This is a genomic window from Streptomyces sp. NPDC002853 (assembly GCF_053591915.1).
In genome coordinates, this window is record NZ_JBSFUS010000013.1 from 250003 (window position 1) to 274205 (window position 24203).

At 69.5% G+C, this 24203-nt stretch carries 20 protein-coding genes; 11 read left to right on the top strand and 9 right to left on the bottom strand.

What is annotated here, in order from left to right; translation table 11 throughout:
• Positions 1–27: 27 nt before the first annotated feature.
• Complete coding sequence (locus tag ACWD02_RS33400; protein ID WP_451217466.1) at positions 28–768, bottom strand: L,D-transpeptidase family protein; 741 nt, start codon at positions 766–768, stop codon at positions 28–30.
• A gap of 279 nt (positions 769–1047) precedes the next feature.
• Between ACWD02_RS33400 and ACWD02_RS33405 the strand changes: the two genes are divergently transcribed.
• Both ACWD02_RS33405 and ACWD02_RS33410 read left to right on the top strand, forming a co-directional pair.
• Positions 1048–2859 carry an ABC transporter transmembrane domain-containing protein gene (locus tag ACWD02_RS33405; protein ID WP_451217469.1) on the top strand — a complete coding sequence of 604 codons (1812 nt, stop codon included), beginning with the start codon at positions 1048–1050 and terminating at the stop codon, positions 2857–2859.
• Positions 2856–4637 carry an ABC transporter ATP-binding protein gene (locus ACWD02_RS33410; protein ID WP_451217472.1) on the top strand — a complete coding sequence of 594 codons (1782 nt, stop codon included), beginning with the start codon at positions 2856–2858 and terminating at the stop codon, positions 4635–4637. The genes ACWD02_RS33405 and ACWD02_RS33410 overlap by 4 nt, the downstream gene beginning before the upstream one ends.
• A gap of 79 nt (positions 4638–4716) precedes the next feature.
• Here ACWD02_RS33410 and ACWD02_RS33415 read toward each other — a convergent pair whose 3' ends face one another.
• Together ACWD02_RS33415 and ACWD02_RS33420 are read right to left on the bottom strand one after the other, a co-directional pair.
• Positions 4717–5601, bottom strand: coding sequence for an alpha/beta fold hydrolase (locus ACWD02_RS33415; RefSeq protein ID WP_451217475.1), 885 nt, complete (start codon positions 5599–5601; stop codon positions 4717–4719).
• Between the two features lie 65 nt (positions 5602–5666).
• Positions 5667–6461 (bottom strand): metal-dependent hydrolase, encoded by a 795-nt coding sequence (locus ACWD02_RS33420; RefSeq protein ID WP_363205944.1) that lies wholly within the window; start codon positions 6459–6461, stop codon positions 5667–5669.
• Between ACWD02_RS33420 and ACWD02_RS33425 the strand changes: the two genes are divergently transcribed.
• A complete protein-coding gene (locus ACWD02_RS33425; protein ID WP_451217479.1) occupies positions 6460–9096 on the top strand; it encodes a DEAD/DEAH box helicase in 2637 nt (878 codons plus the stop codon). The two genes, ACWD02_RS33420 and ACWD02_RS33425, sit on opposite strands and share 2 nt — an antisense overlap.
• Positions 9097–9174: 78 nt before the next feature.
• Positions 9175–10080 (top strand): acyl-CoA thioesterase, encoded by a 906-nt coding sequence (locus tag ACWD02_RS33430; protein ID WP_451217482.1) that lies wholly within the window; start codon positions 9175–9177, stop codon positions 10078–10080.
• 9 nt (positions 10081–10089) lie between these two features.
• On the opposite strand, the gene ACWD02_RS33435 is transcribed toward ACWD02_RS33430, so the two are convergent.
• On the bottom strand, positions 10090–12393 hold the full coding sequence (locus ACWD02_RS33435; protein WP_451217485.1) for an MMPL family transporter: 2304 nt from the start codon (positions 12391–12393) through the stop codon (positions 10090–10092).
• A 129-nt stretch (positions 12394–12522) separates the two neighbouring features.
• Positions 12523–13530: a glycosyl hydrolase gene (locus ACWD02_RS33440; RefSeq protein WP_451217488.1), complete on the bottom strand. Its 1008-nt coding sequence runs from the start codon at positions 13528–13530 to the stop codon at positions 12523–12525.
• 258 nt (positions 13531–13788) lie between these two features.
• On the opposite strand from ACWD02_RS33440, the gene ACWD02_RS33445 reads away from it, so the two are divergent.
• The 6 genes from ACWD02_RS33445 (at position 13789) to ACWD02_RS33470 (ending at position 21050) form a co-directional block, all read left to right on the top strand.
• Positions 13789–15072 (top strand): ABC transporter substrate-binding protein, encoded by a 1284-nt coding sequence (locus ACWD02_RS33445; RefSeq protein ID WP_451217491.1) that lies wholly within the window; start codon positions 13789–13791, stop codon positions 15070–15072.
• Positions 15072–16025, top strand: a complete 954-nt coding sequence (locus tag ACWD02_RS33450; protein WP_451217494.1) for a carbohydrate ABC transporter permease — start codon at positions 15072–15074, stop codon at positions 16023–16025. The genes ACWD02_RS33445 and ACWD02_RS33450 overlap by 1 nt, the downstream gene beginning before the upstream one ends.
• Before the next feature lie 53 nt (positions 16026–16078).
• Positions 16079–16912, top strand: coding sequence for a carbohydrate ABC transporter permease (locus tag ACWD02_RS33455; protein WP_451217497.1), 834 nt, complete (start codon positions 16079–16081; stop codon positions 16910–16912).
• An 86-nt stretch (positions 16913–16998) separates the two neighbouring features.
• Entirely contained in the window at positions 16999–19422 is a 2424-nt protein-coding gene (locus tag ACWD02_RS33460; protein ID WP_451217499.1) for a glycoside hydrolase family 2 protein, read from the top strand.
• Positions 19419–20447, top strand: coding sequence for a LacI family DNA-binding transcriptional regulator (locus tag ACWD02_RS33465; RefSeq protein WP_451217502.1), 1029 nt, complete (start codon positions 19419–19421; stop codon positions 20445–20447). The genes ACWD02_RS33460 and ACWD02_RS33465 overlap by 4 nt, the downstream gene beginning before the upstream one ends.
• Positions 20448–20537: 90 nt before the next feature.
• Positions 20538–21050 (top strand): tetratricopeptide repeat protein, encoded by a 513-nt coding sequence (locus ACWD02_RS33470; RefSeq protein WP_451217505.1) that lies wholly within the window; start codon positions 20538–20540, stop codon positions 21048–21050.
• A 45-nt stretch (positions 21051–21095) separates the two neighbouring features.
• On the opposite strand, the gene ACWD02_RS33475 is transcribed toward ACWD02_RS33470, so the two are convergent.
• Both ACWD02_RS33475 and ACWD02_RS33480 read right to left on the bottom strand, forming a co-directional pair.
• Complete coding sequence (locus ACWD02_RS33475; RefSeq protein ID WP_451217507.1) at positions 21096–22124, bottom strand: DUF6397 family protein; 1029 nt, start codon at positions 22122–22124, stop codon at positions 21096–21098.
• A gap of 109 nt (positions 22125–22233) precedes the next feature.
• Positions 22234–22647 (bottom strand): roadblock/LC7 domain-containing protein, encoded by a 414-nt coding sequence (locus tag ACWD02_RS33480; RefSeq protein ID WP_451217510.1) that lies wholly within the window; start codon positions 22645–22647, stop codon positions 22234–22236.
• 93 nt (positions 22648–22740) lie between these two features.
• Here ACWD02_RS33480 and ACWD02_RS33485 point away from each other — a divergent pair, with 93 nt between their 5' ends.
• Complete coding sequence (locus ACWD02_RS33485) at positions 22741–23169, top strand: PPOX class F420-dependent oxidoreductase (protein WP_451217513.1); 429 nt, start codon at positions 22741–22743, stop codon at positions 23167–23169.
• A gap of 20 nt (positions 23170–23189) precedes the next feature.
• Here ACWD02_RS33485 and ACWD02_RS33490 read toward each other — a convergent pair whose 3' ends face one another.
• Together ACWD02_RS33490 and ACWD02_RS33495 are read right to left on the bottom strand one after the other, a co-directional pair.
• Entirely contained in the window at positions 23190–23795 is a 606-nt protein-coding gene (locus ACWD02_RS33490; protein WP_363205958.1) for a GTP-binding protein, read from the bottom strand.
• Positions 23776–24189: a DUF742 domain-containing protein gene (locus tag ACWD02_RS33495; protein WP_451217516.1), complete on the bottom strand. Its 414-nt coding sequence runs from the start codon at positions 24187–24189 to the stop codon at positions 23776–23778. Before ACWD02_RS33495 ends, ACWD02_RS33490 begins: the two co-directional genes overlap by 20 nt.
• Positions 24190–24203 lie beyond the last annotated feature (14 nt).

Sequence of the window (24203 nt, forward strand, 5' to 3'; positions counted from 1 at the left end):
CCGGGGAAAGGTGATGCCAGAAGGGTCCTAGTCCTTCAAGTTCGCCTTGTCGCCCATCAGCACGACCGGGTGCTGCTTCGGGTCGAGGTTCTTCAGGAGGTACCGCATGCCCTCCTTCGACAGGCTGACGCAGCCCGACGTGCCGCTGCCGTGGTCCATGTGCAGCCAGATGCTGCCGCCCTTGGACTGGCCCTGGGGGCGGGTCGGGTCGTTGGGCGGGGTTCCCTTGGCGCGGTTGTAGTCGATGGCGATGACGTAGTCGAAGTCGTGCCAGTGCGACTTGGCCCAGTAGTGGGGGGCCTGCATCGACGCGCTGCGGGTGTAGGGGAGTCCGGCGCCCGGATCGGCGAGGACGCCGCCCGCGTCGGTGAGCGTGAAGACACCCACCGGGCTGCGCTTGTCGTTCTCGCGGTGGTCGGTCGTCCAGCCCTTCTTGCCGTTGTGCGCGGCCCAGCTGCGGGTCTTGTCCCAGGTCGAGCCGGACTTCTCGTACAGGACGACCGTCGATTCCGCCGAGTCCACGCCCTGTCCGTAGACCGCGACGACCTGCCGGGAGTCCGCTGGGATCTTGCTCTGCAGACGCTCACCCACGTCGGGGATGCGCTTGAGGCCGGTCGTCGGCGACGCCTCGGCCTTCTTCGCGCGGCCCGCGCCCTGATCGTTCTTGGCCCCGGCCCCCGCCCCGCCGTCCGAACTGCCGCAGGACGTCAGAAGAACACCGCAGGCCGCGACGGCGGCCACCGCTCGCACCGCACCGGCTATACGCATCCGTCCATGGTCGCACTCGGTTCACGCGAGCCGCGTCGGCGCCCGGCCCGCGACGGAGAAGGGGCCGAATCTTTACTCGCCGAGGGAAAATCGTTTGCCTCGCGCCACCGTGCGAGGCGAACCTTTCACGGCCTGTTACCTCCGCTCGATGTCGGCCGCCTCCCTTTGCGGAGCCGCTCCCCGCCCGTTCGCCAACGCCCGTTCAGCACCGTCCGTTCACGCCGGCACGCTCCGCCGAACCGACGGTCTTGTCTCTCCGACCCTGGGACGTCACACGTCATGCAGATTCGCGATCTTCCGTACACCGACCCGGGCATGCCGGATGCCCGCTCGGGCCCCCATTTCCTGCGCTGGCTCGGGCGGAACCAGCTCGACGGCCAACTGAAGTCCCTCGCCTGGGGCCTGCTGCACTTCGGCTCCATCGCGGTGCTCCCCTACGTCGTCGGCGTCGCCGTGCAGGCCGTGGTCGACCGGTCAGGGGAACGCCTCGCCGTCGCGGGCGCGGTGATGCTGCTGTGCGGTATGGCCATCGCCCTGGGCGACACCATGCTGCACCGCACCGCGGTCACGAACTGGATCACCGCGGCCGCCCGTGTCCAGCAGCTCCTTGCCCGCAAGACCGCCCAGCTCGGCTCGGCGCTCACGCGACGCGTCGCCGCCGGTGAGGTGGTCGCCGTGTCCACCGGTGACGTGGAGAAGATCGGCTGGTTCGTGGAGGCGGCCTCACGCTTCGCGGCGGCCGCGCTCACGGTCGTCCTCGTCTGCGTGGGCCTGGTCGTGTACCAACCCGCCCTCGGCGTCGTCGTCGCGGTGGGGGTCCCGGTGCTCGCGCTCGCCGTGCTCCCGCTGCTGCCGCGCGCCACCCGGCGAGCCGATCACCAGCGGGAAAAGGCCGGACGCGCGACCGAACTGGCATCGGACACCGTGGCGGGGCTGCGGGTGCTGCGCGGCATCGGCGGCGAGGAACTCTTCCTCGACCGCTACCGCCACGCCTCGCAGGAAGTGCGTACCGCCGCCGTGCGCAGCGCCCGCATGTGGGCGGTCATCTCGGCCGTCCAGGTGCTCCTTCCGGGGCTGCTCCTGATCGTGGTCGTCTGGCACGGCGTGAACCTGGCCCGCGAGGGCCGGATCACCATTGGCGAGCTGGTCACCGTCTACAGCGCGGTCACCCTCCTGACCTACCCCTTGCGGCACTTCGAGGAGATCGCGATGGCCTACAGCTTCTCGCGCCCCTCGGCCAAACGAGCCGCCCGCGTGCTCTCCCTGCAGCGCACGACGCATGCCGGTGAACCGCGCGACGACGTGGACACACCCACGGGCGACCTCTACGACCCGGCGACCGGGCTCCTCGCGCCTTCGGGACGCCTCACCGCCGTCGTGTGCGGGGATCCGGACGAGGCGGGACGGATCGCCGAACGCCTGGGCGGACACGCCGCGTTCGACGACGCGGAGAAGCTGCCGTCCGTACGACTCGGCGGCGTACCGCTCGACGAGGTGCCGCTGGGCACCGCCCGAACCGCCGTCCTCGTACAGGACAAGGACCCGGTGCTGCTCTCCGGCACGCTCCGCGGACTCCTCGACGTACCGGCGTCGGGGGCGGTGAGCGCCGACGAGGCCCTGGACGCCGCGCAGTGTGCGGACGTCCTGGACGCCCTCGCGCAGGCATCGGTGGACGAGGCCCCGCTGGACGCCCATGTCACCGAGCGCGGCCGCTCCCTGTCGGGCGGCCAGCGGCAACGCCTCGCGCTGGCCCGCTCGCTGGTCACCGACCCCGGCGTCCTCGTGCTCGACGAGCCGACGTCCGCCGTCGACTCGCACACCGAGGCGCGGGTCGCCGACGGCATCAAGGGGCTGCGCAAGGGACGTACGACCGTGGTCCTCACCTCCTCGCCGCTGCTCCTCGACCGGGCCGAACGGGTCGTCTTCCTGGACGAGGGGGAGGTCGCCGCGGTGGGTGTGCACCGCGAACTGGTGCACACCGAGCCGCGCTACCGGGCGGTCGTCACCCGCGAGACCGACGAGGAACAGGCGCCGAAGGCGCCGACCGACATCAAGATCGACATCAAGATCGACATCGAGGAGACGGCATGATCGGCCTGGCGCCACCGGAATACGACCCGGCGGCCCCGACCACCGCGGACACCCTGCCCGTGGGCGCGCCCGCGACGGTAGGTGCCTACGTACGCGAGCTGGTCAAGCGGCACCGCCGGGCCTTCGCCCTGCTCATCACGGTCAACACCTGCGCCGTGATCGCCTCGATGGCCGGTCCCTACTTGCTGGGCGATCTGGTCGAGAACGTCGCGGACAGCGCCCGCGACCTCCATCTGGGCCGCACCATCGGCCTGTTCGCCGTCGCTCTTGTCGTGCAGGCCCTCTTCGTCCATCAGGTACGGCTGCGCGGCGCGATGCTCGGCGAGCGGATGCTGGCCGATCTGCGCGAGGACTTCCTCGTGCGGTCGGTCGGGCTCCCGCCCGGCGTACTGGAACGCGCCGGGACGGGCGACCTCCTCTCACGGATCACCACGGACGTAGACCGGCTCGCCAACGCCATGCGGGAAGCGGTGCCCCAGCTCGCGATCGGCGTGGTGTGGGCCGCGCTGCTCATCGGCGGTCTCGCCGTGACCGCGCCGCCGCTGGCACCCGCCGTCCTCCTCGCGCTGCCGCTGCTCGTGGTCGGCTGCCGCTGGTACTTCAAGCGCGCACCCTCCGCCTACCGTTCGGAGGCCGCCGGGTACGCCGCGGTCGCCGCCGCCCTCGCCGAGACCATCGACGCGGGGCGGACGGTGGAGGCGCACCGGCTCGGCAAGCGCCGCGTGGACCTGTCGGAGCGTCGTATCCGTGAATGGACGGCATGGGAACGGCACACGCTCTACCTGCGTTCCGTCCTCTTCCCGGTCATCACCTTCACCCACACCCTCGTGCTCTGCTCGGTCCTGATGATCGGCGGAGTGTTCGTCCTGCAGGGTTGGATGGGTGTCGGCCAGCTGGCCACGGGCGCGCTGATCGCGCAGATGCTCGTCGATCCGCTGGGGATCATCCTGCGCTGGTACGACGAGCTGCAGGTTGCCCAGGTGTCGCTGGCCCGCCTGGTCGGCGTACGGGACATCGAACCGGACGCGGGCGACGGCTCCATCACTCCCGAGGGACGCCATGTGCTCGCCGACGACGTGCACTTCGGCTACCGCGCGGGCGTCGACGTCCTGCGGGAGGTCTCCCTCGCCGTCGAGCCGGGCTCACGGGTCGCCCTGGTCGGGCCGTCCGGCGCGGGCAAGTCCACGCTGGGCAGGCTGCTCGCCGGGATCTACGCGCCGCGGGACGGTCACGTGACGCTGGGCGGCGCGGAGCTGTCGGCCATGCCCGCGGAGGACGTGCGCTCCCACGTCGCGCTGGTCAACCAGGAGCACCACGTCTTCGTGGGTTCCCTGCGCGACAACCTCCTGCTCGCGAGGACCGGGGCGCGGGACGCCGAACTGTGGGCGGCCCTCGGCGCGGTCGACGCGGACACCTGGGCGCGGGCCCTGGGCGAGGGCCTGGACACCGAGGTGGGCTCGGGCGGCTTCGCCCTCACCCCGGCGCAGGCCCAGCAGATCGCGCTGGCCCGCCTGGTCCTCGCCGACCCGCACACCCTGGTCCTCGACGAGGCGACCTCACTCCTCGACCCGCGCGCGGCACGTCACCTGGAACGCTCCCTCGCGCGCGTCCTGGACGGCCGTACCGTCGTCGCCATCGCCCACCGACTGCACACCGCACACGACGCGGACATCATCGCGGTGGTCGAGAACGGCCGGATCAGCGAACTGGGCAGCCACGACGAGCTGGTGGGGACGGGCGGCGCGTACGCGGCGCTGTGGCGGTCCTGGCACGGGTAGAGGCCCCGCATCGGCGGGACGCAGCGGTCCTTCTCGCTGCGTCCCGCCGAACAGGACACCGAGGGCGGCCCGCCTACGCTCAGCTGCCCGCGGACTCAGGGCCGTTGTCGAGCACCTCGCGCAGCCTGAGGGCGAACTCGTCCGGCTTGCCCGGGTAGCCGGAACTGGCGTCCGTGAAGCCTCCGTGGTGGCTGGGGAACACGACCGGCCGCTGCCCCAGCAGCTCGGCAGCCGCCTCGGCGGTACGCCAGGTGACCACGCCCTGCGACTCCTCCCCCACCGCGAGCACGATCCGCGTCGGCGCCGCGGCGAGCGCAGCGACGTCGAGCTGATGGCCGCTGACCGCCCAGGACCGGTCGGAGAGCAGCGGGTCACCGCGCGAGCCGTCATCCTCCGTCGGCAGGCCGAAGGCGGCGGGATCGGGTGCGGGCTGCGCGAAATAGGCGTCGGTGTATTCGCCCTGCCAGGACGTCATCGCGATGAAGGCCGCCATACCCGCGCCCCAGCCGCTCTTGTCGTACGCGTCGCGGACACCGGCCCGGGCGCGCTCGGCGGCCCGGGCGTCGGGGAGAGCGGCCAACAGCGGCGGCTCGTGCGCGACCAGGGTGGTCACGTCGTCGGGATACGCCGCCACCAGCGTCAGCGCGACCACGGCACCACCACTGCTGCCGAACAGCTCGACGGGCCCGGCCCCCAGCGTGTGGATCAAGGCGTGCACGTCACCGGCCTGGGCCTCCGGGTCGTGGTCGTCCCTGCCGTCACTGCGCGTGCTGCGGCCGAGGCCGCGCGGGTCGTAGGTGACCACGGTGCGGTCGGGGAAGCGGGCCGCCAGGGCCGCGAAACCGTCGGCGGTCATGGGCTGGCCGATCATGAACAGCGGAGGGCGCCCGTCCGTCGTCGGCACGGGGCCGTGCACGTCGTAGGTGAGCTCTGCGCCAGGTGTCTTGAGCGTGTGCGTCGTCATGGTCGTGTAGACCCCGCCCTCGGCCAGAACTCATCGCCGGGGCGCACCCGGATGAAGATCCGTCCTCAGATGTAGTTGAGGGCGGCCGCCCCGCCCACTCCCCCGAGCAGCATGAAGGCCGGCATCAGGACCTTCAGCTCGACCCAGCTGCCCGCCCGGAACCGCATCAGCTTCGGCGGCCCGATGGGGTACCAGCGCTTGCGGCCGATGGGGATGGGCCACAGGATCGGGCAACCGGAGACGGTGAGCGCGTCCCCGATGTCGTGCACCAGTGCGCCGAGCACGATCGGCAGACCCAGCCACAGGTACTCCTGGCCCGGCGCGGTGAACAGCCAGTCCGCGCCGTTGCCGGGCTTGTCCAGGACTCCGGCGAGGATCCAGGCGCTCGTCGCGGCGAGCAGCCACACCAGCACATCGCTGCTCGACCCGCGCGCGGCCCGCCACAGCAGGCCCTCGATGGCCAGCACCATGTGCACGAAGAGCAGCGCGAGGACCGCCCAGCGGCCACCGAAGATCGCGAGGGCGGAGGCTCCCGTCCCGATGAGGACGGCCCACAGCCAGGTGTGCGTCAGGGTGCGGTGCCCGCCGGCCCGGCGCGGGTCGCCCTGCTTGCGGGTCGCCTTGTAGACGGCGGCCGACAGCTTGTCGACGATCTCGCACAGGCCTCGCGACACGGGTCCGAAGGCTCGCGAGATGGTCGCCGACTTGTGGTCGAGGTCCGGTGCGAGCGCGGCCCCGGCGCAGATCAGGGCCCCGGCCAGGAGAACCGGCCAGGGCATCGTGTGCCCAGCGGCCGCCGCGGCCGCTCCGACGCCGAGCCAGGCCGCGGCCCCCGACAGTGAGTGTGCCGGACCCATCATGGCTGTTGCCCGCCCCATTTCCGTTGTGCTGACGCCCCGTTGGCGACACAGCGTAGCGTTCGTGATCTTCGTCCGGGCCGCCGGTTCCCTGATCGAGGCAGAAGGAAGGCAAGATGGGGGTGTGACACTCATTGATCAGCTGCCGCCGGATGCCGACCCCGATGCCCTCTTCGAAGCCTTCTCCTCGTGGGCCGAGGAGACGGGGATCACTCTCTATCCGGCTCAGGAGGAGGCGCTGATCGAGGTGGTCTCCGGAGCCAACGTGATCTTGTCCACGCCGACCGGCTCCGGAAAGAGCCTGGTCGCGGCAGGCGCGCACTTCACGGCGCTGGCCCAGGACAAGGTCACCTTCTATACGGCTCCGATCAAGGCGCTGGTGTCGGAGAAGTTCTTCGACCTGTGCAAGCTCTTCGGCACCGAGAACGTCGGCATGCTGACCGGTGACGCGTCCGTGAACTCCGACGCCCCGGTCATCTGCTGCACCGCCGAGGTCCTCGCGTCGATCGCGCTGCGGGACGGCAAGCACGCCGACATCGGCCAGGTCGTGATGGACGAGTTCCACTTCTACGCGGAGGGGGACCGCGGCTGGGCCTGGCAGATCCCGATCCTGGAGCTGCCGCAGGCCCAGTTCATCCTCATGTCCGCGACGCTCGGCGACGTCTCGATGTTCGAGAAGGACCTGACGCGCCGTACGGGACGCCCCACCTCGGTGGTCCGCTCCGCGACCCGCCCGGTCCCGCTCTCGTACGAGTACCGCCTGACGCCGATCACGGAGACGCTCACCGAGCTCCTGGAGACCAAGCAGGCGCCGGTCTACATCGTGCACTTCACGCAGGCACAGGCCGTCGAGCGCGCGCAGTCGCTGATGAGCATCAACATGTGCACCCGCGAGGAGAAGGACAAGATCGCCGAACTGATCGGCAACTTCCGCTTCACCACCAAGTTCGGCCGCAACCTCTCGCGGTACGTGCGCCACGGCATCGGCGTGCACCACGCGGGCATGCTGCCCAAGTACCGGCGGCTCGTGGAGAAGCTGGCGCAGGCCGGTCTGCTGAAGGTCATCTGCGGCACGGACACCCTCGGCGTCGGGGTCAACGTCCCGATCCGTACGGTGCTGTTCACCGCCCTCACCAAGTACGACGGCACGCGCGTACGCACCCTGCGCGCCCGGGAGTTCCACCAGATCGCGGGCCGTGCGGGACGCGCGGGCTTCGACACGGCGGGCCTGGTCGTGGCGCAGGCGCCCGAGCACGTCATCGAGAACGAGAAGGCGCTCAACAAGGCGGGCGACGACCCCAAGAAGCGCCGCAAGGTGGTGCGCAAGAAGGCCCCCGAGGGCTTCGTGGGATGGACCGAGTCCGGCTTCGAGAAGCTCATCGCCTCCGAGCCCGAGCCGCTGACCTCCCGCTTCCGCGTCACGCACACCATGCTCCTGGCGGTGATCGCCCGTCCGGGCAACGCCTTCGACGCGATGCGTCACCTCCTTGAGGACAACCACGAGCCGCGCAAGCAGCAGCTGCGCCACATCCGCCGCGCCATCGCCATCTACCGTTCGCTGCTCGACGGCGGTGTGGTCGAGAAGCTCGACGAGCCGGACGCCTCGGGCCGCATCGTGCGTCTGACGGTCGACCTGCAGCAGGACTTCGCGCTCAACCAGCCGCTGTCGACCTTCGCCCTGGCCGCCTTCGACCTGCTCGACCAGGAATCCCCCTCGTACGCCCTGGACATGGTGTCCGTCGTCGAGTCCACCCTGGACGACCCGCGCCAGATCCTCGCCGCCCAGCAGAACAAGGCACGCGGCGAGGCCGTCGCGCTGATGAAGGCGGACGGCGTCGAGTACGAGGACCGCATGGAGCGGCTCCAGGACGTCACCTACCCCAAGCCGCTGGAAGAGCTGCTCTTCCACGCGTACAACACGTACAGGACGAGCCACCCGTGGGTCGGTGACCACCCGCTCTCCCCCAAGTCCGTGATCCGCGACATGTACGAACGGGCGCTGTCCTTCACGGAGTTCACGTCGTTCTACGAGCTCGCCCGCACCGAGGGCATCGTCCTTCGCTATCTCGCGAGCGCGTACAAGGCACTTGAGCACACCATCCCGGACGACCTGAAGTCCGAGGACCTGGAGGACCTCATCGCCTGGCTCGGCGAGATGGTCCGTCAGGTCGACTCCAGCCTCCTCGACGAGTGGGAGCAGCTCGCCAACCCCGAGGTGATGACCGCCGAGGAGGCCCAGGAGCGCGCCGACCAGGTCAAGCCGGTCACCGCCAACGCCCGCGCCTTCCGCGTCCTGGTCCGCAACGCGCTCTTCCGCCGCGTCGAGCTCGCCGCGCTCGACCACGTCGAGGAGCTGGGCGAACTGGACGCCGATTCCGGCTGGGACGCGGACGCCTGGGGCGCGGCCATGGACAAGTACTGGGACGAGTACGAGGATCTCGGCACCGGTCCCGACGCTCGCGGCCCCAAGCTGCTGCTCATCGAGGAGGACACGGAGCACGGTCTGTGGCGCGTCCGGCAGACGTTCGCCGACCCGAACGGCGACCATGACTGGGGCATCAGCGCGGAGGTCGATCTCGCGGCCTCCGACGAGGAGGGCCGCGCCGTCGTCCGCGTCACGGACGTCGGCCAGCTCTGACGGCCGTCGGCTGACACCTGCTGACCGCTGACCGCTGACCGCCCCGAGCTTCCCCCGGACAGGAGTCGAGGAACCTTCATGAACAATCCCGCCGACCGTCTTGTCGACGTGCTGGACCTGGAGCAGATCGAGGTCAACATCTTCCGTGGCCGCAGCCCGCAGGAGTCCCTGCAGCGGGTCTTCGGCGGGCAGGTCGCCGGGCAGGCCCTGGTGGCCGCGGGCCGCACCACCGAGGGCGAGCGCCCGGTGCACTCGCTGCACGCCTACTTCCTGCGGCCCGGCCGTCCCGGCGTGCCGATCGTGTACCAGGTCGAGCGGGTGCGGGACGGGCGCTCGTTCACCACGCGCCGGGTGACCGCGGTCCAGCAGGGCCGCACCATCTTCAACCTCACGGCTTCCTTCCATCAGCCCGAGGAAGGGGCCTTCGAGCACCAGTTGCCGCCGCGCATCACGGCTCCCGACCCCGAGACGCTGCCGACGGTCGCGCAGGAGATCACCGAGCATCTGGGCGAGCTCCCCGAGCAGCTGGAGCGCATGGCGCGGCGCCAGCCCTTCGACATCCGCTACGTGGACCGGCTGCGCTGGACCGCCGAGGAGATCAAGGACGCCGAGCCGCGCAGCGCGGTCTGGATGCGGGCGGTGGGCCCGCTCGGCGACGACCCCCTCGTCCACACCTGCGCGCTGACGTACGCGAGCGACATGACGCTCCTGGACGCCGTACGCATCCCCGTCGAACCCCTGTGGGGCCCGCGCGGTTTCGACATGGCCTCGCTGGACCACGCCATGTGGTTCCACCGTCCCTTCCGCGCGGACGAGTGGTTCCTGTACGACCAGGAGTCGCCGATCGCGACGGGCGGCCGTGGTCTGGCGCGCGGTCGCATCTACGACATCGAGGGCAGGCTGCTGGTCTCGGTCGTCCAGGAGGGGCTCTTCCGGGCCTACGGCGAGCGCCACATGGACGGCCGACCCGCCACAGGGGCGTGAGCGGTCGCCTCAGTCGGGCTTGGCGACCGGTGGTCCGGCCTGGCTCTCGCCCTCGGCGTCGATGTGCGGGAGCAGCCGGTCCATCCAGCGCGGAGCCCACCAGGCGGATTTGCCCAGAAGGGTCATCACCGCGGGCACCAGCAGCAGGCGGACCACGGTGGCGTCGATGAGCACGCTGGCCGCGAGGCCGAGCCCCAGCATCTTCACCACGATGTTGTCGCTGATGATGAAAGCGGCGAACACACTCACCATGATCAGCGCGGCGCAGGTGATGACCCGCGCGGTGATCTCCAGGGCGTGCGCGACGCTCGCCCTGGCGTCCCGCGTGCCCAGCCACGCCTCGTGGACCCGGGACAGCAGGAAGATCTCGTAGTCCATGCTCAGGCCGAAGACGATCGCGAACATCATCATCGGTACGTAGCTCTCGATCGGGACCTTCCCCGACACCCCGAGCGCCGGTCCGCCCCAGCCCCACTGGAAGACGGCCACCACGACCCCGTACGAGGCGGCGATCGACAGGACGTTGAGCACCGCGGCCTTGACCGCGACGAGCAGGCCCCGGAAGACGACGAGGATGACGAGGAAGGCGAGCGCCACCACCACCGCGATGATCAATGGCAGTTTCTTGGAGACGATCTCCAGGAAGTCGGCCTGCGCGGCGGTCGTCCCCGTGACGTATGTGCTCGCCTTCGTCCCCGAGACCGCCTGCGGCAGCACGTCGTCACTCAGGTGCTTGTGCAGATCGGTGGTCCGCTCGTCCTGCGGGGCGGCCACGGAATAGGCCGTGGAGGTCAGGACGTCGCCGTCCGACGTGGCCGTGAGCGGCGTGATGGCGGCCGCGTCGGGTACGCCGGTGAGGGCCTTCTGCGCCTGGCTCTTCAGCGCCGCCCTGTCCGACTGGGGTACGTCGCTCTGGTCGATGACGAGCGTCATGGGGCCGTTCGAGCCGGGTCCGAAGGCGGAGGACATCAAGTCGAAGGCGCGCCGGTCGGTGAAGGACTTCGGGTCGGCCCCGTCGCCGATGTGGCCCAGCTGGAGGGAGAAGACCGGGACGGACAGGACGGCGAGCACGACGGCGCCGCCGACCAGGAACCACCAGGGCCGCCGCTCGACGCGCTGTGCGTAGCGATGCCAGCCGCCCTGGTCCGTGGCCCCGGGCCCGGTGCTCGTCTCGGCGATCGGGGTCCGCACCCGCAGCTTGTCGATGCGGCGCCCGATCAGGCCGAGGAGGGCGGGCACCAGGGTCAGCGCGCCGAGCACCGCCGTGACGACGGTGACCGCGGCGGCCAGGCCCAGCTTGCCGATGAACGAGATCCCGGAGACCCACAGCCCGGACAGGGCGATGATCACCGTGCATCCGGAGACCAGGACCGCCCGGCCGCTGGTCGCCGTCGCGTGCCCCGCCGCCGTGACGGGGTCCTTGGTGAGGAGGTTCTGCCGGTGGCGGGTGACCAGGAAGAGGGCATAGTCGATCCCGACGCCTAGTCCGATCATCGTGGCCAGCGTCGGTGACACGGTGGCGAAGGTGAAAGCGGCCGCGAGCAGGCCCAGGCAGGCAAGGCCGCACAACACGCTGACCAGCGCCGTCACCAGAGGCAGCAGTGCGGCGAGCACGCTGCCGAATCCGATCAGCAGGACCACGATCGCCACACCGAACCCGATGGCCTCACTTGTGCGGTCGTCCGCCTCGGGGCGGGCGAGCTCGCCCAGCGGACCTCCGTACTCCACCTGCACACCGGCGGAGCGCAACGGCTGCACCGCCTTGTCGACGCCGTTCAGGTAGTCGTCGCCGAGGGTGGAGGGCTGCACGTCGAAGCGGACGGTGATGTAGCCCGTCTTGCCGTCGGAGGACAGCGGTCCCAGGTTCGGCGTGCCGGCGGGCTGCTGTGCGGGCAGCGGGCTCTGCGCGGACAGCACGTGGGGGAGCTTCTGCAGACTGCTGACCGCCGAGCTGACCTGGTCGCTTTCGTCGCTGAGGGGCTTGGCCGAGTCGTGCAGGACGACTTGGGCGCTGTAGCCGCCGGCTGCGGGCTCGTGTGCCTTGAGTACGTCGAGGCCTTCTTCCGACGCGGTGCCGGGAAGGGAGAAGTCGTCGGAGTACGCACCGCCGTGGGCGTGGTTCAGGACCTGCAGCCCGACCAGCGCGGCAAGCCACACCACGATGACGGTCACACAGTGGCGGGCGCACCACTGCCCGATCCCCCGGAGCTGCCCTCGCCGGGACGCGGAGGAGCTCGGCCGGGACACAGAGGCGCCCGACCCGGGCGGTGAGGCGCTCGGCGGTGGCTCGCTCGGCCCGTGTGGCACAGACATGCTCGCTCCCGGAGGCATAGGTCACTCCGGATTCAACGCAACGTCAGCGCGCCCGGCACCCAGGGTCGGCGAAACGGGTGACGGCCCCTCGTTCCCCGCGGGAGGGGGCGTGAGGGGCCGCTTGCGCGCCTAGGTCGGGGCGCCGGCCCGGGCGGCCGGAAGCTTCACCTCACCTTGGTTGAGTACGCGTGGGTGGAAGTAGCAGGCCTGGATCTCGGCGTTGGTGTTGTTCCCCTTCAGCTGCTCCGACCAGACCATGAAGTACGACCAGCGGGTCTGGCTGTTGAGCAGTGCCGAATTGGGGACCTTGCCCATCTCCGCGAGGGCGATCGGCTTGCTGCCCGCGATGCTCTGCAGCTGCTGGTAGTCGGAGGTGCTCGGGTAGTTCTTGTACCAGACGTCGAGCGAGGCGACATCGACGTAGCTGTTCCCCGGGTAGTAGTTGGCCCAGCCGCCCTCCGGATTGTCCTGGACGTTCCACACCCAGATGAGGTTGTCCAGGCCCTTGCCCGTGAGGTAGTCGTGGGTGATCCGGTAGAGCTGCGCACCGCCGTTCGCGCCCGGACGCTTGCCCCACCAGTTCCACTGCTCGTTCATCTCGTGCAACGGCCGGAACAGCACGGGCACTCCGGCCGCCTTCAGCTGCTGCAGGTACGGGACGACCTCGTCCAGACGGCGCTTCCAGGCGTTGTTCAGCGCCGTGCCGTTGGTGACGACCTGTGAGAACTGGGCGTCGGTGATGCGCGACTTGACGCCGCCCTCGAACTCACAGGAGCTGCCCGTCGTCGGCGGACAGACATGCCAGGTCAGCGCCACGAGTGAGCCGTTGGCCCACTCGGTCTTGGCCTGGTCGATCACCCGCTGCCGGTTGGCGACGTCCTCCGCCCGGAACATCAGGTCCCCACCCCACAGGCCTGGATACTGCCCGGTGACGTCCTTGACCTGCTGGGTGTACTGGCCCGGATTGCTCGCGGGCTCCTTGTTGTGCTGGCCGGACACGATGTTCGAACCCGAGACGGAACGCAGGTAGTTGATCACCTGCTGCTTGGAACTGCTCGGGAACGCCTGGGCGTCGGGGGTCAGGCACAGCGCAAGGAGCGCCGCCGCGAGAAACGCGGTGATGCGTTTTCCGTGCATGGGAAAGCCCCTCTGTCGGGGACGCGAGACCGGAGCGGCCCGCGGTCGACCGCACACTCTGCCCATCGGAGACAACGTTGTCTAGATGGGTGGCGATTTAAGTAAAGGTTCAGTAATGCGATTTGAATGCGTGGTCTTTTCAAGCAAAAGAAAACTGAACCGGTCTATGGACGGGGCTCGGAATTCCTGTCTAGGTTGTGCGCCAAGGTCAGCGGGCCGCGTCAGGGCCGCCCGCAACTCCCCTGAAGGACAAGGCAGATGACACGCAGAACCGCCGTCGCCCTCGTCGGCACCCTCTCTCTGCTCGCCGTGGCGACCGGGTGCGGCAAGGGCGGCGATGCGAGCGCCGACGATCCCAAGCAACTGACCGTTCTGTCGCAGTACTTGAAGGCGACGCCGGGCGGCAAGGTCTTCTACGACGAAGTCGACGCCTTCTCCAAGGAGTCCGGCATCAAGGTCAAGATCGTCGAGGCCGGCGAGGACCTCGACGAGTCGTACGAGACCTCACTCGCCGCCGGCAAGGAAGCCGACGTCGTCTTCGTCAACCTCTTCGACAAGACCCTCGCCTGGACGAAGAACGACGCCACCGTCCCCGTCGACAAATACCTCGACGACTGGGGACTCAGGAACAAGGCCGAACCGCAGGCGCTCAAGGAGTGGACCAACCCCGACGGCAAGGCCATGGGTTTCCCGTTCGCCGGTTTCTCCTGGCCGGTCTGGTACAACACCTCCCTGCTCAAGAAGGCCGGCGTCGCCGACATCCCCGCCACCACCGACGAGTTGATCGCCGCGGCGAAGAAGCTGCGCAAGGCCGGCATCCAGCCGATGGCCGTGGGCGGCAACGACTGGAGCGGCCAGAAGCTCTTCCTGCAGATATCCCAGTCGTACGTGACGAAGCAGGCCGCGCGGAAACTCGACGCCAAGGGCGGCTACTGCGCCTCGACCGGGGCGATGAAGGGCATCGAACTCTTCACCGAGCTGCGCGACGCGGGAGTCTTCGCCGACAAGGCACAGGGCTTCACCTTCGACGCGATGCAGAACCAGTACTACACCGGCAAGGCCGCGATCATGTCCCAGGGTTCCTGGGCGTTCAGCGAGGTCCCGGACAAGGTCCGGGGGGACACCGAACTGGCCGGTCTGCCGCTGCCGCAGGGCGCGGCCCTCGACAAGCCCACCGTGTTCACCGGCTACACGAGCACCGGCTTCTGGATCAGCCCGAACGGCGACAAGAAGCAGGATGCGGTGAAGCAGTTCGTCAGCCACTTCTACAAGCCCGAGGTGGCCGGCCGTTTCGTCGCCGACGCCAGCATCTACCCGGCCGTCAAACTCGATGCCGAGCACCGCAAGAGCGACGACCCGTTGCTGAACAGCGCCATCAACGACATCCCGCGCAGCACCACGGACGCCCAGTTGCCCGACCTGCACATCCCGGCCGCCGCGAACACCCCGCTCATCCAGGCCACCTCGCTCGCCTTCGGACCGGGCAAGGACGCCAAGCAGATATGCGGCGCCCTCGACCAGGCGTACTCCGGAGCCCAGTGATGGCGGAGGCACTGACCCGATCCGGCCCCGCCACCGCGAAGCCCGCTGAGCCGGCCTCCCCGCCGCCCGTCCGCGCCGCCGTCCGACGTCGGCGGCGCGGACGGGGTCCCGCGCTCTTCGCGGTTCCCGCGCTGGCCTGGTACGGCGTGTTCATGCTCGGTCCGGTCGTGGCGATGTTCGTCATCAGCCTCAACGACTGGGCGAGCCTCATCTCGCCGCACGAGTTCACCGGGGCGGACAACTACCGGCGGATGTTCGACGACCCGGTCTTCTGGGACGCGGTGTACAACACCGGGATACAACTGGCCGTCGCCCTGCCCCTGATGATCCCGCTCGCCTTCATGCTGGGCTACTACCTCCAGCTCAAACCGCCCGGCCACCGCACTTTGCGCGTCCTGTGCTTCACCCCCGGCCTGCTGTCGATCTCCGCCAAGGCGATGATCTTCGTGGGGATGTTCGCGCCGGACGGCGGCGTCAACGGCCTGCTGGAGTCCCTCGGTCTGGGCTCGGCGACCACCCCTTGGCTCGCCGATCCCTCGACTGCCCTGGCCACCGTGATCGTCGTCGACGTGTGGGGCGGCATCGGCTACACGGCGGTTCTCTTCGCGGCCCGCCTCGCCAGCGTGCCCGAGGCCATGTACGAGGCGGCCGCCCTGGACGGAGCCGGACACTGGCGCCGGATGTGGCAGGTGGCGTACCCCATGTGCAAGGGGTTCGTGGGCGTCGCCACCATGCTGCAGTTCCTGTGGACGCTCTTCAGCTCCGCCGCCACCGTCCTGATGCTCACCAAGGGCGGCCCCGGCACCTCGTCCACCACCCTGTCCTACCTGATGTACCAACGCGCCTTCCTCCAGCAGGACGTCGGCTACAGCCAGGCCGTCGGCGTCTTCCTCTTCGTCACCGGGCTCATCGGCATGGTCGTCATCCGCCGCCTCCTCCGCCAGAACCACTAGCCAGAACCACTGGCCAGAACCCACAAAGCCCGAACTACTTGGGAAGGCTGCCCATGGCACCCCGCCGCAGCAGCGGCCTGCTGACCGGCCACATCCTGGCCTGGTTCTACGCCCTGCTCCTCATCCTGCCGCTGTACTACCTCCTCACCACCTCCCTCAAGGACAACCCCGAGGTCTTCGACCACCCCTTCGCCCTGCCCTCGCAGTGGCTCTTCGAGAACTTCACGAACGCCTGGGACCTCGCCTCGCTCGGCTCCGCCCTGGGCAACTCCGTCCTCGTCACCGCCGGCGCCGAGGCCATCACCCTGGCCCTGGCCTTCCCCGCCGCCTACGGCCTGGCCCGCAGCAGCGGACGCACCGCCGCCGTCGTGGAGAAGATCTTCGGGCTCGGCTTCCTCGTCCCCGCCTTCGCCGCCCTGGTGCCGACCGTACTGCTGGCCATCGAACTCGGCATGTTCCAGATGCAGGCCTTCCTCATCCTCTTCCTGCCCGCCACCGCCCTGCCCCTCTCGGTCATCCTGCTCACCCAGTTCATGCGCACCATCCCGCCGGAACTGGAGGAGAGCGCGATGATGGACGGCGCCGGACGCTGGGCGGTCCTGTGGAAGATCTACGTCCCCATGTCGGCGCCCGGCGTGATCACCGTGGCCATCCTCAACTTCCTCGGCTTCTGGAACGAATACCTCTTCAGCCTCGTCATCCTCGGCCCGGACCCAGAACTGCGCACCGTGCAGGTCGCACTGCCCTCCCTCACCTCCGCGACGATGATCCAGTACGGCACTCTCGCCGCCGCCTGCCTGATCTCCCTCGCCCCGGTCTACGCCGTGTACATCGCACTGCAGCGCCGCATGGAGAACGCCCTCGTGGACGGGGCCGTCAAGTCGTGACCGCACCACCCCTTCCGCACCCGGGCGGGCAAGACCCCTCACCGGATGTGCGAGCCCCCTCAACTGCCTCGAATGGAGCACGGTTCATGAAGGACGTCACCACCCTGACCGAAGGCTGGACGCTGCGGCACGAGAACACCGCGATACCCGCCCAGGTCCCCGGGTGCGTCCACACCGACCTGCTGGCCGCGGGCCGGATCCCCGACCCCTTCCTCAGCCGGAACGAGCAGGAGATCGCCTGGGTCGGCCACACCGACTGGACCTACGACACCGCGCTCCGCCCACGCGACACCGCCCACGAGCGCACCGATCTGGTCTTCGACGGCCTGGACACGGTTGCCGAGATCACGCTCGGCGACGAGACCATCGGCCGCACCCGCAACATGCACCGCAGCCATCGCTTCGACATCACCAGTCGGCTCGCTGAGGCAGGCCCGGGCACCGACGTTCCCCTGTCGGTCCACTTCACCTCCGCCTACACCGAGGCACAAGCCGTACGAACCTCCCTCGGTGAGCGCCCCAACTCCTATCCGGAGCCTTTCCAGTTCATCCGCAAAATGGCGTGCTCCTTCGGCTGGGACTGGGGCCCGACCCTGGTCACCGCCGGAATCTGGCGCCCTGTACGCCTGGAGCACTGGTCGACTGCCCGGCTCGACCAGGTCCGCCCGCTGGTCACGGTCGACGGAACGACGGGCCGCGCCGAACTGCGCATCCAGGTGGAGCGAACCCGCAGCGGCCCGCTCACCGCACGCGCCCGCATCGGCGAGCACACCGCGTCCGTCACCTTCTCCGACGACAGCGCCACGTTGACGGTCGAGGTACCGGACGTGGACCTCTGGTGGCCCCGGGGATACGGCGAACAGATACTGCACGAGACCCAGCTCCGGCTCATCGACGAGGAGGGCAGGACCCTCGACCGCTGGGAGCGAAAGCTCGGATTCCGCACGGTCACCCTCGACACCGACGCCGACGAACACGGCACCGGCTTCACCTTGGCCGTCAACGGCGAGCGCCTCTTCGCCCGCGGAGTCAACTGGATCCCGGACGACGTCTTCCCCTCCCGCGTCACCCCCGACCGCTACCGCACTCGCCTCACCCAGGCCGCCGAGGCCGGAATCGACCTCGTACGCATCTGGGGCGGCGGCATCTATGAGGCCGACGCCTTCTACGACCTCTGCGACGAACTGGGCCTCATGGTCTGGCAGGACTTCCTCTTCGCCTGCGCCGCCTACCCGGAGGAACAGCCCCTGCGCTCCGAGATCGAGGCCGAGGCCCGCGAGAACGTCACCCGACTCATGCCACACCCCTCTCTGGTCCTGTGGAACGGCAACAACGAAAACCTCTGGGGCTTTCGCGACTGGCAATGGGAGGAACAACTCGCCGGCGACTCCTGGGGCGAGGGCTACTACCTCGGCCTGCTCCCCCGCATCGTCGCCGAACTGGACCCCACCCGCCCCTACTGGGCCGGCAGCCCGTGGTCCGGCACCTGGGACCACCACCCGAACGACCCCGATCACGGCACCACCCACTCCTGGGAAGTGTGGAACCGCACCGACTACACCGACTACCTCGACACGGTGCCCCGCTTCGTCGCCGAGTTCGGCTGGCAGGCACCGCCCGCCCACGCCACCCTCCGACGCGCCCTGCCCGGCGAACAACTGCGACCCGACTCTCCCGGCATGCTCCACCACCAGAAAGCCGAGGACGGAAACGGCAAGCTGGCACGCGGACTTGAACATCACTTCACCCTCCCTGACGACTTCGACCGCTGGCACTACCTGACCCAGGTCAACCAAGCCCGCGCCATCGCCACCGGCATCTCGCACTGGCGCTCCCACTGGCCGCGCTGCGCAGGCACCGTCGTCTGGCAGCTCAACGACTGCTGGCCGGTCACCTCCTGGGCCGCCATCGACGGAGACGGCCGCCTCAAGCCCCTCTACCACGAGCTGCGCCGGCTCTACGCGGACCGCCTGCTCACCCTCCAGTCGCGCGACGGCCGCCTGGCCGTGGCCGCCGTCAACCAGTCGGCCACCGCCTGGGCCACCGACGTGCGCCTGCGGCGGATGACGGCGGACGGACGCACACTGGCCCAGACGATCCTCCCGATACGCGCCGCCGGGCGCTCGGTCGCGTGCGTGGATGTCCCCAACGAACTGCTTCCCGACGCCGGTTCGGACAAGGAACTCCTGATCGCCGACGCGGACGGACTGCGCGCCCTGCACCTGCCCGTACCGGACAAGGAGTTCGCGTATCCCGTTCCCTCGTACGAGGTGGACGTGGTCCGGCGCGAGGATAGGGTCGACGTCGTGGTGACTGCCCGCACGCTGCTACGGGACCTGCTGCTGCAGGCCGACCGAATCGCGCCCACGGCCACGGCGGATCGAGGACTCGTGACGCTGCTGCCCGGTGAGAGCGTGACGATCGGTGTACGCGGCTGGAGCATGGGCTCCGACGACGCGCGCACCCTCGCCGCGGTCAAGGCAGCTCTCTTCGCGGTGGAGCCCGCATGACCGAGCAGAGACTGACCATCCGGGATGTCGCGGCCCGCGCCGGGGTCTCGAGAGCGGCCGTATCGCTGGCATTCAACAACAAGCCAGGGGTATCGGAGGCGACACGCACCCGGATCATGGAGGTCGCCCGGTCGATGGGCTGGGAGCCCAACCGCTCGGCTCGGGCGCTCAACAAGCAGGGCACGGGCACCATCGGGCTCGCGATCAGCCGCCCCGCACGCCAACTCGGCCTCGAACCCTTCTACATGGAGTTCATCTCCGGCCTGGAGAGCGTCCTGTCCGACCAGTCCAGCGCCCTGCTCCTGCGCCTGGTGAAGAGCCTGGACGAAGAGATCGAACTGCAGCGTCACTGGTGGCGGTCCGGGCAGATCGCCGGCTCCGTCCTGGTCGACTTCCGTGAGCACGACCCCCGCGTCCCCGCCCTCTCGCAACTCGGGATGCCCGTGGTCGCCGTCGCCCACCCCTCGCTGACGGGGCCGTTCACCTCACTGTGGACCGACGACACCACCGCGGTCACCGAAGCAGTGCGCTATCTCGCGGCGTTGGGACACCGCTCCATCGCCCGGGTCGGCGGCACCGCCGAGCTGGGGCACAGCGTGATACGCGGCGCCGCCTTCACCACGGCCATGGCCGACCTGGGACTGCCGGAGGGGCGCCAGCTGGCCACGGACTTCTCCGGCGAGGCAGGGGCCCGAGCGACGCGCTCGCTGCTCGCCGCCGCGGAACGGCCTACCGCGATCATTTACGACAACGACCTGATGGCCGTGGCCGGGCTGTCCGTCGCCGCCGAGATGGGCCTGCGGGTGCCCGCCGACATCTCCCTCCTCGCCTGGGACGACTCGCAGTTGTGCAAGCTGACCCACCCGACCCTCTCCGCGATGAGCCATGACATCTACGCCTTCGGAGCGGACGTGGCCCGTTCCCTCTACGAGGTCCTGTCCGGCCGACGCGTCGCACCTCACCAGGTGCCTACGCCCACCCTCACGCCACGAGGGTCCACGGCCCCGCCACCGAAACGCCCATAGGCGGCGGATCCATTTCCGGCAGAATGACATTGATGCCTCCGATCGTTCGGTCAAGGCTTCGGACAAGGCAGAGAGAGGGACGGGGCATTGATGAAGGACGGGGACCTGGCCGCGCACCGCGACCGCCTGCTCGCCGAAGCCATTGGGCTCCGCGAGAACGGCCGGCGGGAGGAAGCCCGGGAACGACTGCTCGCCCTGTGCGAGCAGTTCCCCCGGGACCCGGAGGTGGCGTACCAGACGGCGTGGGTGCACGACGCACTCGGTCTGGAGGCCGAAGCCGTGCCGCACTACGTGCGCGCGGTCGAGACGCCGGGCCTCTCCCCCGATGACCGCCGGGGTGCGCTCCTGGGCCTGGGCAGCACCTACCGCGTCCTGGGCCGGTATGCGGAGGCCATCGCGACCTTGGGGGACGCGGCAGCCGAATTCCCGGACGACGCCGCCCTCAAGACCTTCCTGGCCATGGCTCTCTACAACACCGGCCGGGCACACGACGCGATGGAGATCCTGCTGACCCTGCTCGCCACCACGAGTCAGGACCCGGACATCGCCACCTACCGGCCCGCGATCGAGCACTACGCCAAAGACCTCGACGCCACCATGTAGCGGCGCGTTCCGCACGGAGGCCCGCCTTCACGCCCGCGGGCGTGACTACGCTCCCCTGCGGCGCATCCACTTGAGCAGGCCTCTCGGCTCCGACGCCCGCCCCCTTCCGCCTTCCTCGGGAAGCACGGCGGGCGGAGCCTCGCGGTGCGGCGCGGGCTGTGGCGCCCGGTGCAGGGCTGGGGCGTGCGGGCCTTGGTCGTGCACGCCTGGCTCGGCAGCGAGATCTACGCGAGGGCCGGGAACGACGCCGGCCGCCGCATCGGGTCCAGGCTTCGGCACGGGCCGCGGCGCCGGGCGCTCTCCCCGGGCCTGGGAGAGACCGATGGTGAGATTGGCCCGCAGCCAGCGGATCTCGTCCGGATGGTCCGCGGTCATGATCTTGTGGATGATCCGCCCGGCCGGCGACTCCGTCACGCCCTGCCCAAAGGGGTCAGGCATGAGCCTTCGTAGGTAAGCGCGTTCGTACGGATCCCTGATGATCTCCGCGATCTGGACCGGGTCGAGCAGCGAGGCCACGACCGCGGCGCGTTCCCAGGGGTCGTCCGACTGACGAAGCAGCGCTCCCGCGTGGCGGCCCCGCCAGTTCCGTGCCCGCAGGTCGACGCCCGCCTCCAGTTGGGCGCGGATCGTGCCGGGGGCTCGGCCGGTGAGCAGTCCGGCGTTGACCTCGGATTCGGCGAAGTGCTTCAGCTCTTCTGCCAGATACAGCCAGACCACCGCTCGATAGCGGTTGAGGTAGAACTTCACCGGGGTGACGAAACCTGCGCGTGTGAGCCGGGTGAACCGGGCCGAGGAGATACCCATCAGAGCCGCGCCCTCAGTGGTGCCCACGGCTCTGATGCCCTCGAGCCATGCCGCCGGGAAGCCGTCCCCGGCACGGACGCGCTCGATCTCCTCGCGTGTGACGCGGCGACGCCCACCATCCGTGCCGGCGACGGTGCGGACGCGTCCCAGCATCACGGCGAGCTCGAACTCGCCGCGCTGCAAGCCCAGTTCTCGTGCTGCTCGGCTCTGTGCGACCGAGGTCTGCGCTGCCGTGCCGACGGCTTCCTGCGTGATCGTGTGACCTGTCATCGTGGTTCTCCCCCGTGAGGCGTCTTTGCTCTCGGGAAAACCGTAGCGCGATCAACGCGATCGGCGCCGAGCCTGTGGATAACTCTCGACTCGTCGACGTTTCCGCAGGTCAGATGTCTACAACCGGTGTTCGCTCCGGCTGCCGGGCGCCCACGCCGAGGTGCTCGCCGACACGGTTGACGAGGAGTGTCATCTCGTACGCGACCTGGCCGATGTCCGCCTCCGCGGAGCTCAGGACGCACAGACAACTGCCGTCGCCGGCTGCCGTCACGAACAGCACCGCGTCGTCGAACTCGATCATCGTCTGGCGCACGCTGCCCGCGCGGAAATGCCGGCCTGAGCCCTTGGCCAAGCTGTGCAGACCCGACGAGACCGCGGCCAGGTGTTCCGCGTCCTCGCGCTTGAGTTCCGAGCTCGCGCCGGTCACCAGACCGTCGTTGGAAAGCACCAGCGCGTGCCGTACGGGCTCCATGCGCTTGGTCAAGTCGTCGAGCAGCCAACCGAGGCCCGTGTTCTGCACCATGTTCCCGTCTCCCCGCCTTCGATTCCCCCTGGCCGGAGGAACTGACCTGCCAGCCTTCCCCACCATCGGCCCTCCGGCAAGCATGATGAGGACATGGCACAGAAGATGACCGAGGACCAGTGGCGGGCTTTCGTCTCGCAGGGCACCCGTACCGGCAAGCTGTCGACCGTCCGGTCGGACGGCAGCCCCCATATCGCACCGATCTGGTTCTTGTTGGACGGGGACGAGTTGGTGTTCAACACCGGGGCACAGACCGTCAAGGGGCGGAATCTGGCGCGAGACGGGCGTGTCGCCGTTTGTGTGGACGACGACAGGCCTCCTTTCACGTTCGTGATCCTGCAGGGCCAGGCGCGGCTGAGCGACGATCTCGACGAGGTGCGCCACTGGGCTGCCCGGCTCGGCGCCCGCTACATGGGCGAAAGTCGCGCCGAGGAGTTCGGCGAGCGCAATGGCGTGCCCGGTGAACTCCTCGTCCGAGTCAAGATCGACAAGGTGATCGCGCAGGGCGCGGTCGCCGACTGACGCCCTTTCGGCGCCTGACCTCAGCCCACCGTGTCGAGCAGCCGGGCGGTATGCATCCTCCCGGCATACTCGACCAGGCGTATCAGCACCTCCTTTCCCGAATCGCGGTCCCGTGCGTCGCACAGCACCACGGGGGTGCCGCGGTCGAGGTCCAGGGCCCGTGACACTTCGTGCGCACCGTACGTACGCGCGGCCGCGAAGCAGTTGACGGCCACCACGAACGGGATGTGCCGGTGCTCGAAGTAGTCGACGGCGGGGAAGCAGTCCTCGAGCCGCCGGGTGTCCGCGAGGACGACGGCTCCGAGCGCGCCCTGGGACAACTCGTCCCACAGGAACCAGAAACGGTCCTGCCCCGGCGTACCGAAGAGGTACAGCGACAGGCCGGACCTGATGGTGATGCGGCCGAAGTCCATGGCAACGGTCGTCGTGGTCTTGCGGTCGACTCCGCCGGTGTCGTCCACCGACTGGCCCGCCTCGCTGAGGAGTTCCTCGGTGCGCAGCGGGCGGATCTCGCTGACCGCGCCGACCAGGGTGGTCTTGCCCACCCCGAAGCCGCCCGCGACCAGAATCTTCAACGCCATGGCGGTCGTGTCGCCGCCGTCGGCGTCAGAGTGCTCGGAGCCCATCGATCACCTCTCGCAGGATCTTCTCGTCGGGTAGCTGTGCGGGTGGCACGGGTCGGTTCACCTTCACGCAGCCCATTTCCAGCAGGTCGCCCAGCAGCACCCTGACCACCCCCACGGGTAGATCGGCGTCGGCCGCCAGTTCGGCCACCGACTGGGTCTCGGTGCGGCACAGTTCGATGAGCGCCCGGTGTTCCGGGCCGAGCGCGGTGTCGTCCCCGGGGCTCGGAGCGTTCGCGTCCAGTGCGACGAGTGCGATCAGGTCGAAGCGCACTCCGCTGGGGCCCGGTTGGGTCCGCCCGCCGGTCATCGCGTAGGGGCGGACCAGTGGCCCGGCCTCGTTGTCGTACCACTGGCTGCCCGCGTCGCGCGGGTCGGCGCTCTTGTCCTCGGTCATCCGCGTCGGCCGCC

What these genes read in the sequence shown, in the direction of transcription:
- ACWD02_RS33400 (WP_451217466.1), bottom strand. Translation starts at nt 768, where the DNA reads ATGCGTATAGCCGGTGCGGTGCGAGCGGTGGCCGCCGTCGCGGCCTGC.
- ACWD02_RS33405 (WP_451217469.1), top strand. Translation starts at nt 1,048, where the DNA reads ATGCAGATTCGCGATCTTCCGTACACCGACCCGGGCATGCCGGATGCC.
- ACWD02_RS33410 (WP_451217472.1), top strand. Translation starts at nt 2,856, where the DNA reads ATGATCGGCCTGGCGCCACCGGAATACGACCCGGCGGCCCCGACCACC.
- ACWD02_RS33415 (WP_451217475.1), bottom strand. Translation starts at nt 5,601, where the DNA reads ATGACGACGCACACGCTCAAGACACCTGGCGCAGAGCTCACCTACGAC.
- ACWD02_RS33425 (WP_451217479.1), top strand. Translation starts at nt 6,460, where the DNA reads ATGGCTGTTGCCCGCCCCATTTCCGTTGTGCTGACGCCCCGTTGGCGA.
- ACWD02_RS33420 (WP_363205944.1), bottom strand. Translation starts at nt 6,461, where the DNA reads ATGATGGGTCCGGCACACTCACTGTCGGGGGCCGCGGCCTGGCTCGGC.
- ACWD02_RS33430 (WP_451217482.1), top strand. Translation starts at nt 9,175, where the DNA reads ATGAACAATCCCGCCGACCGTCTTGTCGACGTGCTGGACCTGGAGCAG.
- ACWD02_RS33435 (WP_451217485.1), bottom strand. Translation starts at nt 12,393, where the DNA reads ATGTCTGTGCCACACGGGCCGAGCGAGCCACCGCCGAGCGCCTCACCG.
- ACWD02_RS33440 (WP_451217488.1), bottom strand. Translation starts at nt 13,530, where the DNA reads ATGCACGGAAAACGCATCACCGCGTTTCTCGCGGCGGCGCTCCTTGCG.
- ACWD02_RS33445 (WP_451217491.1), top strand. Translation starts at nt 13,789, where the DNA reads ATGACACGCAGAACCGCCGTCGCCCTCGTCGGCACCCTCTCTCTGCTC.
- ACWD02_RS33450 (WP_451217494.1), top strand. Translation starts at nt 15,072, where the DNA reads ATGGCGGAGGCACTGACCCGATCCGGCCCCGCCACCGCGAAGCCCGCT.
- ACWD02_RS33455 (WP_451217497.1), top strand. Translation starts at nt 16,079, where the DNA reads ATGGCACCCCGCCGCAGCAGCGGCCTGCTGACCGGCCACATCCTGGCC.
- ACWD02_RS33460 (WP_451217499.1), top strand. Translation starts at nt 16,999, where the DNA reads ATGAAGGACGTCACCACCCTGACCGAAGGCTGGACGCTGCGGCACGAG.
- ACWD02_RS33465 (WP_451217502.1), top strand. Translation starts at nt 19,419, where the DNA reads ATGACCGAGCAGAGACTGACCATCCGGGATGTCGCGGCCCGCGCCGGG.
- ACWD02_RS33470 (WP_451217505.1), top strand. Translation starts at nt 20,538, where the DNA reads ATGAAGGACGGGGACCTGGCCGCGCACCGCGACCGCCTGCTCGCCGAA.
- ACWD02_RS33475 (WP_451217507.1), bottom strand. Translation starts at nt 22,124, where the DNA reads ATGACAGGTCACACGATCACGCAGGAAGCCGTCGGCACGGCAGCGCAG.
- ACWD02_RS33480 (WP_451217510.1), bottom strand. Translation starts at nt 22,647, where the DNA reads ATGGTGCAGAACACGGGCCTCGGTTGGCTGCTCGACGACTTGACCAAG.
- ACWD02_RS33485 (WP_451217513.1), top strand. Translation starts at nt 22,741, where the DNA reads ATGGCACAGAAGATGACCGAGGACCAGTGGCGGGCTTTCGTCTCGCAG.
- ACWD02_RS33490 (WP_363205958.1), bottom strand. Translation starts at nt 23,795, where the DNA reads ATGGGCTCCGAGCACTCTGACGCCGACGGCGGCGACACGACCGCCATG.
- ACWD02_RS33495 (WP_451217516.1), bottom strand. Translation starts at nt 24,189, where the DNA reads ATGACCGAGGACAAGAGCGCCGACCCGCGCGACGCGGGCAGCCAGTGG.